This is a genomic window from Variovorax sp. PAMC28562 (genome assembly GCF_014303735.1).
Classification (GTDB): Bacteria; Pseudomonadota; Gammaproteobacteria; order Burkholderiales; family Burkholderiaceae_C; genus Variovorax.
On the sequence record NZ_CP060296.1, the window covers coordinates 1,875,761 to 1,890,382 of the forward strand.

A 14,622-nucleotide genomic window follows, 5' to 3' on the forward strand; every position below is an offset into this window, starting at 1 on the left:
TGCGCCGTTGGCAGACGTTCGATCGGTGCGTTCGATGCGTCGGGTGGTCGCTGTGGCTGCCGCATGCGCCGGCGTGGCGCTGGTCGCGCCGTCGCTGCTAGACACCTACACGCTCAACATCCTGATTCGAGCGATCTTCTTTGCGATGTTGGCGTTGACGGTCGATGTGCTGTGGGGCTACACCGGTTTCCTGACTTTCGGGCAGTCGGCCTTTTTTGGGGCTGGCGCGTACGCGGCCGGGCTGGTATTCACGCACCTCGGCTTCAGCCCCGGCATGGTGTGGGTGGCGCTGGGTCTTGCGGTGTCGGCTGCTGCCGTCCTCGCGCTGATCACAGGCTGGCTGTCGTTCTATCACGGCTCCACAGCGCTATATGCCTCGGTCATTTCTCTGGTGCTGCCCATCGTGGTGACGCAATTGCTGTTCTCTGGCGGCACCTTCACCGGCTCGAGTTCGGGCCTCACCGGCTATACCGTGCCTGACCTGAGTCTGGAGGCCTGGTTTCGCATCGCTGGTTGTGTGCTCGTGCTCCTGACTGCCGGTGCCTGGCTCTTCGTGCGAAGCGATGGCGGGCGCTTGCTGGCAGCGATTCGCGACAACGAAACGCGCTGCTCGTACCTGGGCATCGACACGGCTCGCCTGAAGATCGTGTTGCTGGTCGCCACCGCCGCCATCGCCGGACTCGCAGGTTTTGGCTACGCAAGTTTCAGCGGCGTGGTCGCGCCGGAGTTGGCCGGCTTCGTGTTCGGCACCGAGGTGATCATCTGGGTCGCGCTCGGCGGGCGCGGCACCTTGATCGGACCGGTGTTCGGCGCTCTGCTGATCGAGTGGGGCAGCGCCTACCTGAGCGGCAGCCTGCCCTTCATCTGGAAGCTGTTTCTCGGCGTGGCCTTCGTCCTGGTGATCGTGTTGTTGCCGCAGGGCTTGCTGCCTCCTCTGGCGCGGCTGCTGCGTCGGTTGGGCCGGCGAAGCGGCGCCGCTGCAGCGGATGTGGCGCAGGCAGCAGGTACCGCCGTGCTGGCCGAGGCGCCCGTGCGGCCCGTCGTGGACAGCGGAGCACCGGTGATCGAGCTGGCTGGCGTGTCGAAGCATTTCGGTAGCCTGAAGGTGCTGTCGGGCATCGACTTCGTCGCGCACCGCGGCGAACTGGTGAGCCTGATCGGCCCCAACGGCGCCGGCAAGACCACGCTGATGCGCTGCATGAGCGACGGTGCCGAGCGCAGCGCCGGCACCGTGCGAATCGATGGACACGACATCGCGCATGCGCCACCGCACGCCTGCGTGCGCTTCGGCCTCGGGCGCAAGTTCCAGACCGCCAACGTCTTCGAAACGCTGACCGTGGCCGAATGCCTGCGCATGGCGCGCGTGCGCGTCGACAAGCCGTCGTTGTGGCGTCGGAGCACGACGCTGGCCTTGCCGTCGCACGCGCTGGCGGTGCTGAAGGCGACCGAGCTCGACCGCAAGTTGCACGTCGAAGCGCGGCACTTGTCGCACGGCGAACAACAGGCGCTGGAGCTCGCGATGGTGCTGGCGCTGGAGCCACAGGTCGTGCTGCTCGACGAGCCCACGGCTGGCCTTTCACTGGAAGAGCGCAGCCGCATCGGCGCGGTCTTCATCGACCTGTGCGTGCGCTTCAACCTGTGCCTGCTGCTGGTCGAGCACGACCTGGACTTCGTGCGCGAGATATCGACACGCATCGTGGTGCTGCATCAAGGGCGGCTGGCGCTGTCCGGAACGGTGCAGGAGGTGGTCGACTCCGAGCTCGTTCAGACGATCTACTCGGGGAGCGCCGGCCATGACTGAGTTGCGCTCCAGCGAGGCCGCGCTGACCCTGAAAGGCGTGAGCGCGGGCTACGGCGAACTGATGGTGCTGCGTGGCCTCGACCTCTCGGTGCCGGCTGGCAGCATCGTCGCCTTGCTGGGCAAGAACGGCATGGGGAAGACGACACTGCTTAAATCGGCGATGGGTTTTTTGCCCAAGCGCCAAGGCCGCATATCGATGGCGGGCGTCGACATCACCACCTTGCCGGCGCACCGCATCGCTCGCCTCGAGGTGTCGTATACGTCGCAAGAGCAGGCCCTCTTCGTCGACCTCAGCATCAAAGACAACCTGCGCCTCGGCCTCGCACGCGACGCGTTGCTGAACGACCGACTGCCGGCGATCTACGAGATCTTTCCTTTCATGCAAGGCCGCATGGCACAGCGTGCGGGTACGCTGTCGGGTGGCGAGCAAAAGATGCTGCTGGTGGCCCGTGCGCTGGTCGCGCGGCCGTCGTTGATGCTGGTCGACGAGATCACCGAAGGGTTGCAACCTTCGGTCATCGACAAGGTGGGCGCGGCGCTGCGGCAAGAGCGCGACCGCAACGGTACCTCCATGCTGCTGGTCGAGCAAAACGTGGGCTTCGCGCTCGCCGTCGCCGACCGGTATGCGGTGCTCAAGCGCGGCGAGATTGTGGTCGAAGGCGACACGCGTGCGTCTGGCGCTGCTGAAATCATTCGCGCGCAGCTGCGCGTCTGATACGGTGCGACGATGACATCGACGATCTGGACTCGCACCACCGCGCTCGCCACCCTGGCCCAAGTGGCCGCGGGCGTGCGTAAAGCGGCCGATGCCATGGAGCAGACGTACAGCGCCATCGCGCAACACGATCCCGCGATAGGCGCTTTCTCGTGCCTCGCCGAAGCCGGACTCGCGATCGACGGGGCAACGCGCGCTGTGGGGCCACTCGCCGGACTGCCGGTCGCGGTCAAGGACATCTTCGATACCCGCGACCTGCCGACGGCTTATGGCTCGCCGTTGTATGCCGGTCTCGCGCCGCCGCGCAGCGACGCCGCCATCGTCGGTGTCATTCGCAGCGCTGGCGGCGTCGTCGTCGGCAAGACGACCACCACCGAATTCGCCTACCTCGAGCCGACCGCCACCCGCAATCCGAATGCGCCCGGTCGCACGCCGGGTGGCTCGTCGGCCGGGTCTGCGGCGGCCGTCGCGGCGGGGCTGGTGCCGTGGGCCATCGGCACGCAAACCGGCGGCTCGACGATCCGCCCGGCCTCGTATTGCGGCATCGTCGGTTTCAAGCCGAGCTTCGGTCTGTTGCCGACCGCCGGGCTCAAATGCTTTTCGTGGTCGCTCGATACCGTCGGGCTGTTCGCGCGCGACATGGGAGACGTGGCTTGGCTGGCGCAGGCGCTGAGCGGTCGGCCGCTGGCGCTTGCCGCGCTGCCGGCGCCAAGGCGCTGGACTGTCGGCGTGCCCGGGGCGTATCCGTGGGGCGACGTGTCGCCGAGCGCGGCGGCTGCGATGGCGCAAGGCATCGAGGCGTGGCGCCGTGCCGGTGCGACGATTCGCGCGGTCGAGCTGCCGCCCATGGTCGAGGCACTTTTCAACGCACACGCAGCAGTGCAGGGATGGGAAGCATGGCGCTCGCTCGCCGGCGACCTCGACATGGCGTCGAGCCACCCGCAGAGCATGTCCTTGCAGTTGCGCAGCTACTTGGACGAAGCCCGCCAGGTGGACGACCCGACCTATGCCGCTGCGCAGGCCACTGCACACCTTGCCCGTGCGCGCTTTGCCGATTGGCTGGCGCCCTGCGACTTCCTGCTCACGCCCAGCGCGCCGGACGAAGCACCGGTCGGGTTCGCCAACACGGGGCCATCGACGTACAACCGGGCATGGACCCTGCTCGGGTCTCCCTGCGTGAGCGTGCCGGGTGCGGTTGGGGTCAACGGCCATCCGATGGGGCTTCAACTGATCGGCGCGCCGGGTGAGGATGGACCGTTGTTGAGGGCCGCGGCGGCCTTGCAGCAAGCCCTTGCGGTGGCTGCCAATAGCAACTCCGGTCACTCACGCACCACGACATGACGCCAGCCGACGACTTTCGCAGCGACCCGCGCCAGGATCGACGCCACGATGCCTCTGCGTTGCCGGAGACCGCTCTGGCAGGCGATCCCTGGCGTGTCGGCGTGCTGTTCTCGCGGTCGGGCGTCACGGCCATTTCCGAGAGCGAACACTTCTATGGCACGGTGCTGGCCATCGAAGAGATCAATCGTGCCGGTGGCGTGCTCGGCAGGCAGATCGAGCCGGTGGCGCTCGACCCCGGCTCCGATCCGACGGAGTACCGCCGTCTGGCGGATCAGTTGCTGCAGGACGAAGGCATCAGCGTGATCTTCGGCTGCCACACCTCGGCAGGGCGCAAGGCGGTGCTGCCGGCCATCGAGCGCCGCAACGGATTGCTCTGGTACTGCTCGTTGTACGAGGGCTTCGAGTTCTCACCGAATGTGATCTACACCGGCGCGGCGCCCAACCAGAACAGCCTGCAGTTGGCGAGCTTCCTGCTGCGCGAAGGACGCAAGCGCTGGCACCTGGTCGGCTCCGACTACATCTATCCGCGCGAATCGAATCGCATCATGCGCGACGTGGTTGAGCAGCACGGCGGCGAGATCACGGGCGAGGTTTACCTCAACTATCAGGTCGATACGGGGGCTGTGAGCAGGCTGGTCGAATCGATCAAGGCGGCCAAGCCCGATGTCGTCTTTTCGACGCTGGTGGGACGGCCGGGCCGGGAGTTGTACCGGCTCTATCGTGAACTCGGCATGGACCCGCAGCAAACGCCGATTGCCAGCCTCACCATGGCCGAAGGCGAGATCAAGGCGGTCGGCCCTGAGCTGTGCACGGGCCACTTCACCTCGGCCAAGTACTTCGCTTCGCTCGACACGCCCGGCAACGCCCGCTTCGTCTCCGCGTTTCGGGAGCGCTTTGGCGCGGACTTGCCGATCAGCCAGTACACCGAAGGCGCCTACAGCCAAGTGCACCTGTTCGCGCGTGCGCTCGAGCTGACCGGCACGCTCGACACGCAGAAGCTTGTCGCCGCGGCCATGCAGGTGAGTTTCGAGGGGCCGTCGGGCGAGCTGCGCATCGATTCCGACAATCAGCATGCATGGCTGCGTCCGCGCATCGGACGGGTCCGTGCCGATGGCCAGTTCGACATTGCGTGGGAGGCTGCCTCGGTCATCAAGCCCGACCCGTACATGACGATGTACGGTCTGGCCGACATCGCGGGCGATTGATTCGCCGCACGACAGGTTACCAATGAGTTCCGGCATCAAGCGTCTATTCGATGAGTTGCGCGGCACGTCGGTGGCCGTGATCCATCCGCCTGGCGCCGATTGCAACGTGCTGGTCGACCAGCTGCGCCGCATCGGCTGCAACGTGAAGTCTCTTTGGCCGTGTCCGCCATCGCCGCCGGCCGCCATCGACGTGGTCTTCGTATTCGTCGCGGCCGAGCGCGGCAGCGAACACTTATGGAGCGGAGTCGATTGCGAGGCCGTGGTGATCGCACTGGTCGACTACGAGAATCCGACGGTGCTGAAAGGCATCCTCGACCTGAATGCGCAGGCCGTCATCAACAAGCCGTTTCGCCCGACCGGGGTATTGAGCACACTGATTCTTGCCCGCGCGAGCAAGGGCTATCAGGACCGGCTGTTGCTCAAGGTGACAAAGCTGGAAGAAGCGTTGCGCTCGCGGCGCGAGATCGAGCGCGCGGTAAAGCTGCTGGCCGAACGCCAGGGGCTGACCGACATACAGGCCTACGAGCAAATCCGTCGCCAGGCCAGCAACAAGCGCATTTCGGTGGTGGAGGTATGCGCTGCGGTCAACAGCGCGGGCTCCGTGCTGGACGGACTCTGGCCGCTGGACCGCTGAGGTCGCAGCGAAGGCGTCGAATCTTCCGTTCGAAGGCGATTTCCACGCCGTCGACAATCGGCGTATGAAGATACTTCGCCTCAAGCCCGGTAAAGAGCGCTCTCTCGCACGCCGGCACCCCTGGATCTTTGAATCGGCGATCGCCCGCGGTTCGGCCGATGCAGGCGAAACCGTGCGCGTCGAATCGCATGAAGGCCAGTTTCTGGCTTGGGCCGCTTTCAGCCCGATATCGAAAATCCGCGCGCGGGCCTGGAGCTTCGTCGAGGCGCAGCGCATCGATGCTGGCTTTCTGGCGTCGCTGTGCAAGAAGGCGGTCGATGCGCGCTCGCTGTTCGACATCCGCAGCGACGGCATGCGGCTGGTGCATGGCGAGGCCGACGGGCTCCCGGGACTCATCGTCGACCGTTACGGCGACACGCTGGTGGCGCAGTTTCTGTCGGCGGGCGTGGAGCGCTGGAAAGACGTGCTGGCGGATGCGCTGTTGAAGGCGACCGGGCTCGCACGGCTCTACGAGCGTTCCGACGCCAATGGCCGGGAGCGCGAAGGGCTGAAGCCGGTCACGGGCTGGCTGCGCGGGGCGGACGAGGGGGGCGGTTCCGGGGACACGGTCCGCGCGATCCGGGAGCACGGCTGGCAGCTGTCGCTCGACATCGCGACCGGCCACAAGACTGGCTTCTATCTCGACCAGCGCGACAGCCGCCAGCGCTTTGCCGAACTTGCCCAGCACCGCAAGTTTCGACGCGTGCTCAACTGCTTTTGCTACACGGGTGGTTTCACCGTCGCAGCACTGGCCGGGTTGAAGGCGGCCGGCGCGCTCGAAGGCGCCGAGCTGACGTCGGTCGATTCGTCGTTGCCCGCCCTGGAAATGGCGCGTGCCAACGTGGCGCTCAACGGTTTCGAAGCCGCAGACACCCGCTTTCTGGATGCCGACGTCAACGCCACGCTGCGCCGCTTCATCGAAGAGGGCCAGACTTTCGATGCGATCGTGCTCGACCCGCCGAAATTCGCGCCCACCATCGCGCACGCCGAGCGCGCCGCACGCGCCTACAAGGACATCAACCGGTTGGCCCTCAAACTGCTGGTCCCGGGCGGCGTGCTGTTGACGTTTTCATGTTCGGGTGGCATTGGCGCCGACTTGTTCCACAAGATCGTCGCCGGGGCCGGTATCGACGCCGGGGTCGATGGCTACATCAGCGAGCGTCTGGGCGCGGCGCCCGATCACCCGATGACGATCGAGTTTCCGGAAGGCGAGTACTTGAAGGGGCTGCTCGTCGTACGCAAATAGCGGTTGCTGTCGGCACGACGCATGCATTGGATGTCCTTTCCTTGGCGCCACGCTGTGGTGCTGGCTAAACTTCCGCCTCTCCCGTTTTCAGCCCCCCGCTTTTCCCTTGACCGGAGCAATTCATGGCCCTTATCCCCGCCACCATCCTCACCGGCTTTCTCGGCTCCGGCAAAACCACCCTGCTCAAGCGCATCCTGACCGAGGCGCACGGCCAGAAGATCGCGGTGATCGAGAACGAATTCGGTGAAGAGAACATCGACAGCGACATCCTCGTCACCGAGTCGAAAGAGCAGATCATCCAGATGAGCAACGGCTGCGTCTGCTGCACCATCCGCGAAGACCTGCGCGAAGCCTTGCAACTGCTGGCCTCCAAGAAGCGCCAGGGGCTGCTCGACTTCGACCGCGTGGTGATCGAAACGACCGGTCTGGCCGATCCGGGCCCGGTGGCGCAGACGTTTTTCATGGACGACGAGATCGCCGAGAGTTATCTGCTCGACTCGATCCTGACGTTGGTCGATGCCAAGCATGCGCCGCAGCAGCTCAACGACCGGCAGGAAGCGCGCCGCCAGGTGGGCTTTGCCGACCAGATCTTCATCAGCAAGAGCGAACTGGTCTCGGCCGAAGAAACCGAGGCGCTGATCCATCGCCTGAAGCACATGAACCCGCGGGCGCCGCAGCAGAAAGTGCACTTCGGCGAAGTGCCGCTGGCTAGCGTGTTCGACCTGCGCGGCTTCAACTTGAACGCCAAGCTCGACATCGACCCTGATTTCCTGAAAGAGGAAGACGACGCGCACGCAGGCCACGATCATGACCACGCACACGGGGAGAGCTGCGATCACCCGTCGCATGCCAACGAAGGTCACGGCCACCATCACCACCATGACGATGACGTCAAAAGCTTCGTCTACCGGGCCGATCGCGCCTTCGATGCTGCGAAGCTGGAAGACTTCCTGGGCGCCATCGTCAATATCTACGGGCCGCGCATGCTGCGCTACAAAGGCGTGCTGAGCATGAAGGGCACCGACCGCAAGGTGATCTTCCAGGGCGTGCACCAGTTGATGGGCAGCGACCTGGGGCCCGAGTGGGGCGCGGACGAAGTGCGCCAGAGCCGGATGGTGTTCATCGGTATCGAACTTCCGCGTGAAATTCTCGAACAGGGCCTAGATCAGTGTCTCGTTTGAGCGGACCTTTGCTTTCAGCGCATTGACTTTCGGCTTCTCTATATACAATCGCCCGCCTGTTCCGGCGACGTGCTTTGGCCCTTTGGGGCTGAGGTATGGCTTCAGGCACAGGAGAGAGCGAGTTTTTGGCGTGTTTTCAGAGGTATAACCCCTGAGCCGCCAAGGGCGAGCATCCTGACTACATGGGAGGAGACACCCGTGAAAGCGCGTTCCAGTTCGTCCAAGGAGCCAGCCACCGTGAAGAAACCTGTCGTTCAGGCCAAGTCTGCTTCAAAGCCCGCCGCGTCCAAGCCGGCGGTCTCCAAGCCGGCGGCGTCGGCGACTAAAAAAGCTTCGGCAACGGCTCCCGCGCCAGCCAAAAAAACCGCTGTCTCGGACAAGTCCGCGAAATCCACGATCACGACCACCACCGCGGCGGCGTCTTCTCCTTCCAAATCGGTGGGCCGGCCCGCCGATTCATCTTCTCCTTCGATTCCCATGAAAAAAACGGCTGCTGCCTCCCTTCCCACCACGCCGACCCCGGTGATGCCGATCACCACCATCGCCGCCACGCCCGTGCCGGCGCGCGGTGGCCGGGTGTCGCGGTTGTCGCAACTCACGGTGCCTTCGATGCCGCAATCGATCGCTTCGACGGCTGCCAAGTCGAGCTTCTCGCAGATCGTGTCGACGGCCCTGGTGCCGCCGCCGCCGGTCGCGGTCAAGAAAGACCCGAAGTTGCTGAACAACTGGAAGACCAAGACGGCCGAACAGTTGGTCGATGCCGAAGTCATCGCGATGCCCGACGCGGAGTACATGAACGACAAGCAGATGGCGTTTTTTCGCCTGAAGCTGCAGGAACTGAAGCGCGGCATTCTCGAAAACGCGGGTGAAACCACCGAGCATCTGCGCGAAGACACCGTCGTCGTACCCGATCCGGCCGACCGCGCCACCATCGAAGAAGAGCACGCTCTCGAACTGCGCACCCGCGACCGCGAACGCAAGCTGCTGAAGAAAATCGAACAATCGATCCAGCGCATCGACTCCGGCGACTACGGCTACTGCGATGAAACCGGCGAGCCGATCGGTGTCGGCCGGCTGCTGGCCCGCCCGACCGCCACGCTGTCGCTCGAAGCGCAACAGCGCCGCGAACTCAAGCAGAAAATGTTTGGCGACTAAGCCGGCTGACAAAACTCCTTCCCCTTCCCGATTCCCCGTCCAAAATCCGCGCGCACTCATGGCCAAGGAAGAACCCGGTCGACTTTTGTCCAAGGTGGCCAAGTTCGTCCGCAATCCGCTGAAGGATTGGTCGGAACTCGACGCGCAGGATTCGGCTGCACCTGACAACGGCTACAGCCGCGAGATGCTGAAGGAAATGATCGAACGGCGGCAGCGCAACGACTTCGTGCGTCGCCGCGAATTCGACATGCTGCGCAAGCTGCGGCGCCGCGACGCCGCCGGCGGGCGCGACGACGGCGGCACGCCGTCGCAGTTCAACGTCAGCAGCACCTCCGGTAAGACCGAGGGCCGCGCGCTCACGCTCAAGAAGATCGACGAGATCGAAGAGCAGATGTCGCAGCAATGGTGGAAAAGCCGCGGGCCCGCGAGTGACGGCGCAGCGGCGCTCCCCGTTCCGGGTTCCGGTCCGGAAGTGCCCGCCGACATGGCGGGGGAACATGTGCGTGCGTACGCCGACACCGTTCCCGGTGTCACGCCTCACGATAGCGCGCAGGGTGATTCGGCTTCGGCGGGCAGGTCGAGCGACGGCGACGCGTCGCACGCCGGGCGGCAGGTTTATGAAAGTGGCATCGAGGAAGCGGCCATTCGTTTTGCACAAAGCGATGACACCGGTGCCGAAGCGATCCTGCTGCAGACCTTGGCGCCCGATAGCGCGCAGGCCGAGCACAACCACAGCTGGCTCGCACTGCTCGACCTGTACCGCGCCACGGGCGATTCCGAAAAGTTCGTTGCCGCCAATACGCGCTATGCGCAGCGCTTCAAGCGGCAGGGGCCGGAGTGGGTTTCGCTGCGTTCGCTGGCGCGTGACCTGCAAGTGGCCGCTAGCGTTGCGCAGAATTCAGCCGACGCCGATCGGCCGCTTGGTGTGGCCGACTGGTTCGCTCCGGCGGTTCTGACGCGCCCTTCGCTCGGCGAACTGACGCGTGCACTTGCCGCAGCGACCGGTCCGAAGTGGACGCTCGACTGGCGTGCCCTTCGCAACATCGACGAGGAAGCAGCTGCACCGTTGAAGGCGCTGCTTGCGCATTGGGCCGATTCCGCCGTGCAGATTCAGTTCGTCGGCATGGGCCACTTGACCGCGGTGCTGGAGCAGGCCACGCCGTCGAACGAGCGCACGGTCGATGCCATCTGGTGGCAGTTGCGCATGGAAGCGCTGCGTGTGATGCATGCGGCCGACGACTTCGAACTGGTCGCGCTCAACTACTGCATCACCTACGAAGTGTCGCCACCGCCATGGATCGACCCCAAGGGAGAATTCGCGTCGATCGAGGTGGTCACCGAAGCGCCAAAACCACAGAGGCCGGCGGCGCCGTCGCTCACGCTCGCCAGCTTGAGCGACGAAGTGCCGGTCGACATCGGCCCGAAGCTGCCCTCGCTCATCGGTGAACTGACGGGTGAGTCGGCGGCGGTCTGGCAACGGCTGGATGCCGAACTGGCCGACGCGGTGGCGCCGACGATTTCGTGCGCGGCGCTGGTTCGCATCGACTTTGCCGCGGCGGGTACGCTTCTGAATTGGGTGACAGCACGCGACGAGCGCGGTCAGCGCGTGCAGTTCGTCGATGCGCACCGGCTCGTCACAGCGTTTTTCGGCGTCATCGGCATCGCCGACCATGCTGCGGTTTCGCCACGCCAACACTGACCGGCATTGAGCCCGGTCAGAGTCCGGCGGGACATAACCCCGCTGTGAGAGGGCTTGAAAAATCCCTGCGTCGTCCTATCTTGTTCCGATGGAACAGTTTCACGGCACCACCATCGTCAGCGTGCGCCGCAAGACCGCCGCTGGCGACCAAGTCGCGATCGGTGGTGACGGGCAGGTCACGCTCGGCAATATCGTCATCAAGGGCACTGCGCGCAAAGTGCGGCGGCTCTATCACGGCAAGGTGATTGCTGGGTTCGCCGGCGCCACGGCCGATGCTTTCACGCTCTTCGAGCGCTTCGAGGCCAAGCTCGAAAAGCACCAGGGCAACCTGACCCGCGCTGCGGTCGAACTCACCAAGGACTGGCGTACCGACCGCGTGCTGCGCAAGCTCGAAGCCATGTTGGCGGTCGCCGACGCCACCACCTCGCTCATCATCACCGGCAACGGCGACGTGCTCGAACCCGAAAGTGGCGTGATCGCGATCGGTTCCGGCGGGCCGTATGCCCAGTCGGCCGCCAAGGCGTTGCTCGACAACACCGATCTCACCGCAGAGCAGATCGTCAAGAAATCGCTGGAGATCGCCGGCGAACTTTGCATTTATACGAACATGAACCACACGGTCGAGACGCTCTGAACCGGCACAGACAGAGAAAAGCACGCCATGTCCATGACGCCCCAGGAAATCGTTTCCGAACTCGACAACCACATCGTCGGCCAGCCCGACGCCAAGCGTGCCGTCGCCATCGCGCTGCGCAATCGCTGGCGCCGGCAGCAGGTCGAGGGTTCGCTGCGCTCTGAAATTACGCCCAAGAACATCCTGATGATCGGCCCGACGGGCGTCGGTAAAACCGAGATCGCGCGCCGGCTCGCACGCCTTGCCGACGCGCCGTTCATCAAGGTCGAAGCCACCAAGTTCACCGAGGTCGGCTATGTAGGCAAAGACGTCGATTCGATCATTCGCGACTTGGCTGAAATTGCCGTGAAGCAGACCCGTGAGAGCGAAAGCGCGAAGGTGCGGACGCGCGCCGAAGACGCAGCCGAAGACCGCATTCTGGACGTGCTGCTGCCGCCCGCACGCACGGCCGAAGGCGCGGTGCCCGATACCGCCAACACCACGCGCCAGGCCTTTCGCAAGAAGCTGCGCGAGCACGCGCTCGACGACAAGGACATCGAACTGGACTTGGCCGAAACCCGCGCGCCGCTCGAAATCATGGGCCCGGCCGGCATGGAAGAAATGACCGAGCAGCTCAAGGGCATGTTCGGCCAGATGGGCCAGACCAAACGCAAGACGCGCAAGCTGAAGATCGCGGAAGCGATGCGCCTGCTGATCGACGAAGAGGCCGCCAAGCTGGTCAACGAAGACGACATTCGGGCGCAGGCGATCACCAACGCCGAGCAGAACGGCATCGTTTTCATCGACGAGATCGACAAGGTGGCCACGCGCAGCGAAGCACAGGGCACCGACGTGTCGCGCCAAGGCGTGCAGCGCGACTTGCTGCCGCTGGTCGAAGGCACTGCGGTGAGCACCAAGTACGGTGTGATTCGCACCGATCACATCCTGTTCATCGCGAGCGGCGCTTTCCATCTGAGCAAGCCGAGCGATCTGATTCCGGAGTTGCAGGGGCGCTTTCCGATTCGCGTCGAACTGCAATCGTTGTCGATCGCCGATTTCGAAAGCATCCTGATGCAGACGCGTGCCTCGTTGGTCAAGCAATACCAGGCGCTGCTCGCGACCGAGGGCGTCACGCTCGAGTTCACGCCGGATGGCATCCAACGGTTGGCGAGCATCGCCTTCGAAGTCAACGAGCGCACCGAGAACATCGGCGCGCGTCGTTTGTCGACGGTGATGGAGCGTCTGCTCGACGAGGTGAGCTTCGGCGCGACCCAACTCGAAGGCCAGTCGATTCACATCGACGCCGCTTACGTCGACACCCGACTTGCGGCACTAAGTCACGACGAAGACCTTTCGCGATTCATTCTTTGAAGTAGGGCGCCGCAACGGCGCTTCACGCATCACATGCAGTGCGTGAGCTAAGTGCTTCATTTGCAACGATTTTCAGTACTTCGACTGTTCAAAAGTACAGCTAAGTCGTTGATTCCATTACAAAATTCTCCGCAAGGGCCTTCTTGCGCAGGTGTTCCTTCCTGATAAAGTGGCGAAAAGTGCATATAAGTGGGAAAAAGTGTCGCCCGACATCCGTAGTGGATGTCGGAGACGTCTCACAACCAAGGTTTTGTTCTCGTGTTTCAAGGCGCTTCATCGCTCAGTCTGGATGCCAAAGGGAGGCTCGCGGTGCCGACCCGGCATCGTGACGTTCTGAGCGCGACGGCGGCCGGCCACCTCACCATCACCAAGCACCCGCACGGTTGCCTCATGGTGTTCCCCCGCCCGGAGTGGGAAAAATTTCGTGACCGCATCGCGGCGCTGCCGATGTCGGCGCAGTGGTGGAAGCGTGTCTTTCTCGGCAACGCGATGGATGTCGAAATGGACGGCACCGGCCGCGTGCTGGTGTCGCCCGAACTGCGCACCGCCACCGGCATCACGCGCGATGCACTGTTGCTCGGCATGGGCAACCACTTCGAGCTGTGGGACAAGGCGACGTACGACGCCAAGGAAGCCGAGGCCACGCAAGGCGACATGCCCGACGTGTTCCAGGACTTTTCGTTCTGAGGCCGGCAGTGGAGCAGCCATGGACCCACACCACAGTCCTGTTGAAAGAAGCGTCCGACGCGCTTTTTGCCGACACGACATCGCTTGCGCGCGGCACCTACGTCGACGCGACGTTCGGGCGCGGTGGACATGCCCGGGCCATCCTGGCCCGGCTGGCGCCGGAAGGCAGGCTGATCGCATTCGACAAAGATGCGGAAGCGGTGGCCGAAGCAGCGCGCATCACCGATGCGCGTTTTTCTATCCGTCACCAGGGTTTCAAAGACCTGCGCGAGCTGCCTGCGGGCAGTGTCGCAGGCCTGCTGCTGGACCTCGGCGTGAGTTCGCCGCAGATCGACAACCCGGCGCGTGGTTTCTCATTTCGGTTCGACGGTCCGCTCGACATGCGCATGGACACCACGCGCGGCGAGAGCGTGTCCGACTGGCTGGCAACGGCCGACACTCAGCAGATTGCAGAGGTGATTCGTGACTATGGCGAAGAACGGTTTGCTGTTCAGATTGCAAAGGCGATTGATGCTCGCCGACAAGAACGGGGCCCAATTTCAACCACCACCGAGCTGGCCGACCTCGTGGCTGGCGCGGTCAAAACCCGCGAGCAGGGCCAGAACCCTGCAACGCGCACATTTCAGGCTCTTCGGATTTTCATCAACGCCGAGCTTGAAGAGCTGCAACAGGCGTTAGAGGCGAGCCTCACTGTGCTGCAACCCCAGGGGCGCCTCGCTGTGATCAGTTTCCATTCGCTGGAAGATCGCATCGTGAAGCAGTTCATCGCTAAACACTCGCGCGAGGTGTACGACCGCCGTGCTCCGTTTGCCGTGCCGCAGCCTATGAAATTGCAGGTGCTCGATCGCATCAAGCCGTCCGCGATCGAGGTGGCTGGCAACAAGCGTTCGCGCAGCGCCATCCTCCGCGTGGCCGAACGCACGGCGGTGAACTGA

The 14,622-nt window shown here is 64.2% G+C and carries 13 protein-coding genes; all 13 read left to right on the top strand.

What is annotated here, in order from left to right; genetic code table 11:
• Positions 1 to 34 precede the first annotated feature (34 nt).
• Entirely contained in the window at positions 35 to 1,801 is a 1,767-nt protein-coding gene (locus H7F36_RS08950) for an ABC transporter permease subunit (RefSeq protein WP_187054877.1), read from the top strand.
• On the top strand, positions 1,794 to 2,516 hold the full coding sequence (locus H7F36_RS08955; RefSeq protein WP_187054335.1) for an ABC transporter ATP-binding protein: 723 nt from the start codon (positions 1,794 to 1,796) through the stop codon (positions 2,514 to 2,516). The genes H7F36_RS08950 and H7F36_RS08955 overlap by 8 nt, the downstream gene beginning before the upstream one ends.
• A gap of 12 nt (positions 2,517 to 2,528) precedes the next feature.
• Positions 2,529 to 3,857, top strand: a complete 1,329-nt coding sequence (locus tag H7F36_RS08960) for an amidase (protein ID WP_187054336.1) — start codon at positions 2,529 to 2,531, stop codon at positions 3,855 to 3,857.
• Positions 3,854 to 5,062: a transporter substrate-binding domain-containing protein gene (locus H7F36_RS08965; protein ID WP_187054337.1), complete on the top strand. Its 1,209-nt coding sequence runs from the start codon at positions 3,854 to 3,856 to the stop codon at positions 5,060 to 5,062. The genes H7F36_RS08960 and H7F36_RS08965 overlap by 4 nt, the downstream gene beginning before the upstream one ends.
• A gap of 22 nt (positions 5,063 to 5,084) precedes the next feature.
• Positions 5,085 to 5,696 carry an ANTAR domain-containing response regulator gene (locus H7F36_RS08970; RefSeq protein WP_187054338.1) on the top strand — a complete coding sequence of 204 codons (612 nt, stop codon included), beginning with the start codon at positions 5,085 to 5,087 and terminating at the stop codon, positions 5,694 to 5,696.
• Between the two features lie 64 nt (positions 5,697 to 5,760).
• Positions 5,761 to 6,981: a class I SAM-dependent rRNA methyltransferase gene (locus tag H7F36_RS08975; RefSeq protein WP_187054339.1), complete on the top strand. Its 1,221-nt coding sequence runs from the start codon at positions 5,761 to 5,763 to the stop codon at positions 6,979 to 6,981.
• A 122-nt stretch (positions 6,982 to 7,103) separates the two neighbouring features.
• On the top strand, positions 7,104 to 8,162 hold the full coding sequence (locus tag H7F36_RS08980; RefSeq protein WP_187054340.1) for a CobW family GTP-binding protein: 1,059 nt from the start codon (positions 7,104 to 7,106) through the stop codon (positions 8,160 to 8,162).
• Between the two features lie 174 nt (positions 8,163 to 8,336).
• Entirely contained in the window at positions 8,337 to 9,317 is a 981-nt protein-coding gene (dksA, locus tag H7F36_RS22450) for an RNA polymerase-binding protein DksA (RefSeq protein ID WP_409051984.1), read from the top strand.
• Positions 9,318 to 9,375: 58 nt separating this feature from the next.
• The gene (locus H7F36_RS08995; protein WP_187054342.1) at positions 9,376 to 11,016 is read left to right on the top strand and encodes an STAS domain-containing protein; all 1,641 of its coding nucleotides are present in this window, start codon (positions 9,376 to 9,378) and stop codon (positions 11,014 to 11,016) included.
• 88 nt (positions 11,017 to 11,104) lie between these two features.
• The gene (hslV, locus tag H7F36_RS09000) at positions 11,105 to 11,650 is read left to right on the top strand and encodes an ATP-dependent protease subunit HslV (protein WP_187054343.1); all 546 of its coding nucleotides are present in this window, start codon (positions 11,105 to 11,107) and stop codon (positions 11,648 to 11,650) included.
• 27 nt (positions 11,651 to 11,677) lie between these two features.
• Entirely contained in the window at positions 11,678 to 13,000 is a 1,323-nt protein-coding gene (hslU, locus tag H7F36_RS09005; protein ID WP_187054344.1) for an ATP-dependent protease ATPase subunit HslU, read from the top strand.
• 258 nt (positions 13,001 to 13,258) lie between these two features.
• Positions 13,259 to 13,687, top strand: coding sequence for a division/cell wall cluster transcriptional repressor MraZ (mraZ, locus tag H7F36_RS09010; protein ID WP_187054345.1), 429 nt, complete (start codon positions 13,259 to 13,261; stop codon positions 13,685 to 13,687).
• Between the two features lie 8 nt (positions 13,688 to 13,695).
• Positions 13,696 to 14,622 carry a 16S rRNA (cytosine(1402)-N(4))-methyltransferase RsmH gene (gene rsmH / locus H7F36_RS09015; RefSeq protein WP_187054346.1) on the top strand — a complete coding sequence of 309 codons (927 nt, stop codon included), beginning with the start codon at positions 13,696 to 13,698 and terminating at the stop codon, positions 14,620 to 14,622.

What these genes read in the sequence shown, in the direction of transcription:
- H7F36_RS08955 (WP_187054335.1), top strand. Translation starts at nt 1,794, where the DNA reads ATGACTGAGTTGCGCTCCAGCGAGGCCGCGCTGACCCTGAAAGGCGTG.
- H7F36_RS08960 (WP_187054336.1), top strand. Translation starts at nt 2,529, where the DNA reads ATGACATCGACGATCTGGACTCGCACCACCGCGCTCGCCACCCTGGCC.
- hslV (WP_187054343.1), top strand. Translation starts at nt 11,105, where the DNA reads ATGGAACAGTTTCACGGCACCACCATCGTCAGCGTGCGCCGCAAGACC.
- H7F36_RS08980 (WP_187054340.1), top strand. Translation starts at nt 7,104, where the DNA reads ATGGCCCTTATCCCCGCCACCATCCTCACCGGCTTTCTCGGCTCCGGC.
- hslU (WP_187054344.1), top strand. Translation starts at nt 11,678, where the DNA reads ATGTCCATGACGCCCCAGGAAATCGTTTCCGAACTCGACAACCACATC.
- H7F36_RS08975 (WP_187054339.1), top strand. Translation starts at nt 5,761, where the DNA reads ATGAAGATACTTCGCCTCAAGCCCGGTAAAGAGCGCTCTCTCGCACGC.
- H7F36_RS08995 (WP_187054342.1), top strand. Translation starts at nt 9,376, where the DNA reads ATGGCCAAGGAAGAACCCGGTCGACTTTTGTCCAAGGTGGCCAAGTTC.
- H7F36_RS08950 (WP_187054877.1), top strand. Translation starts at nt 35, where the DNA reads ATGCGTCGGGTGGTCGCTGTGGCTGCCGCATGCGCCGGCGTGGCGCTG.
- H7F36_RS08970 (WP_187054338.1), top strand. Translation starts at nt 5,085, where the DNA reads ATGAGTTCCGGCATCAAGCGTCTATTCGATGAGTTGCGCGGCACGTCG.
- H7F36_RS08965 (WP_187054337.1), top strand. Translation starts at nt 3,854, where the DNA reads ATGACGCCAGCCGACGACTTTCGCAGCGACCCGCGCCAGGATCGACGC.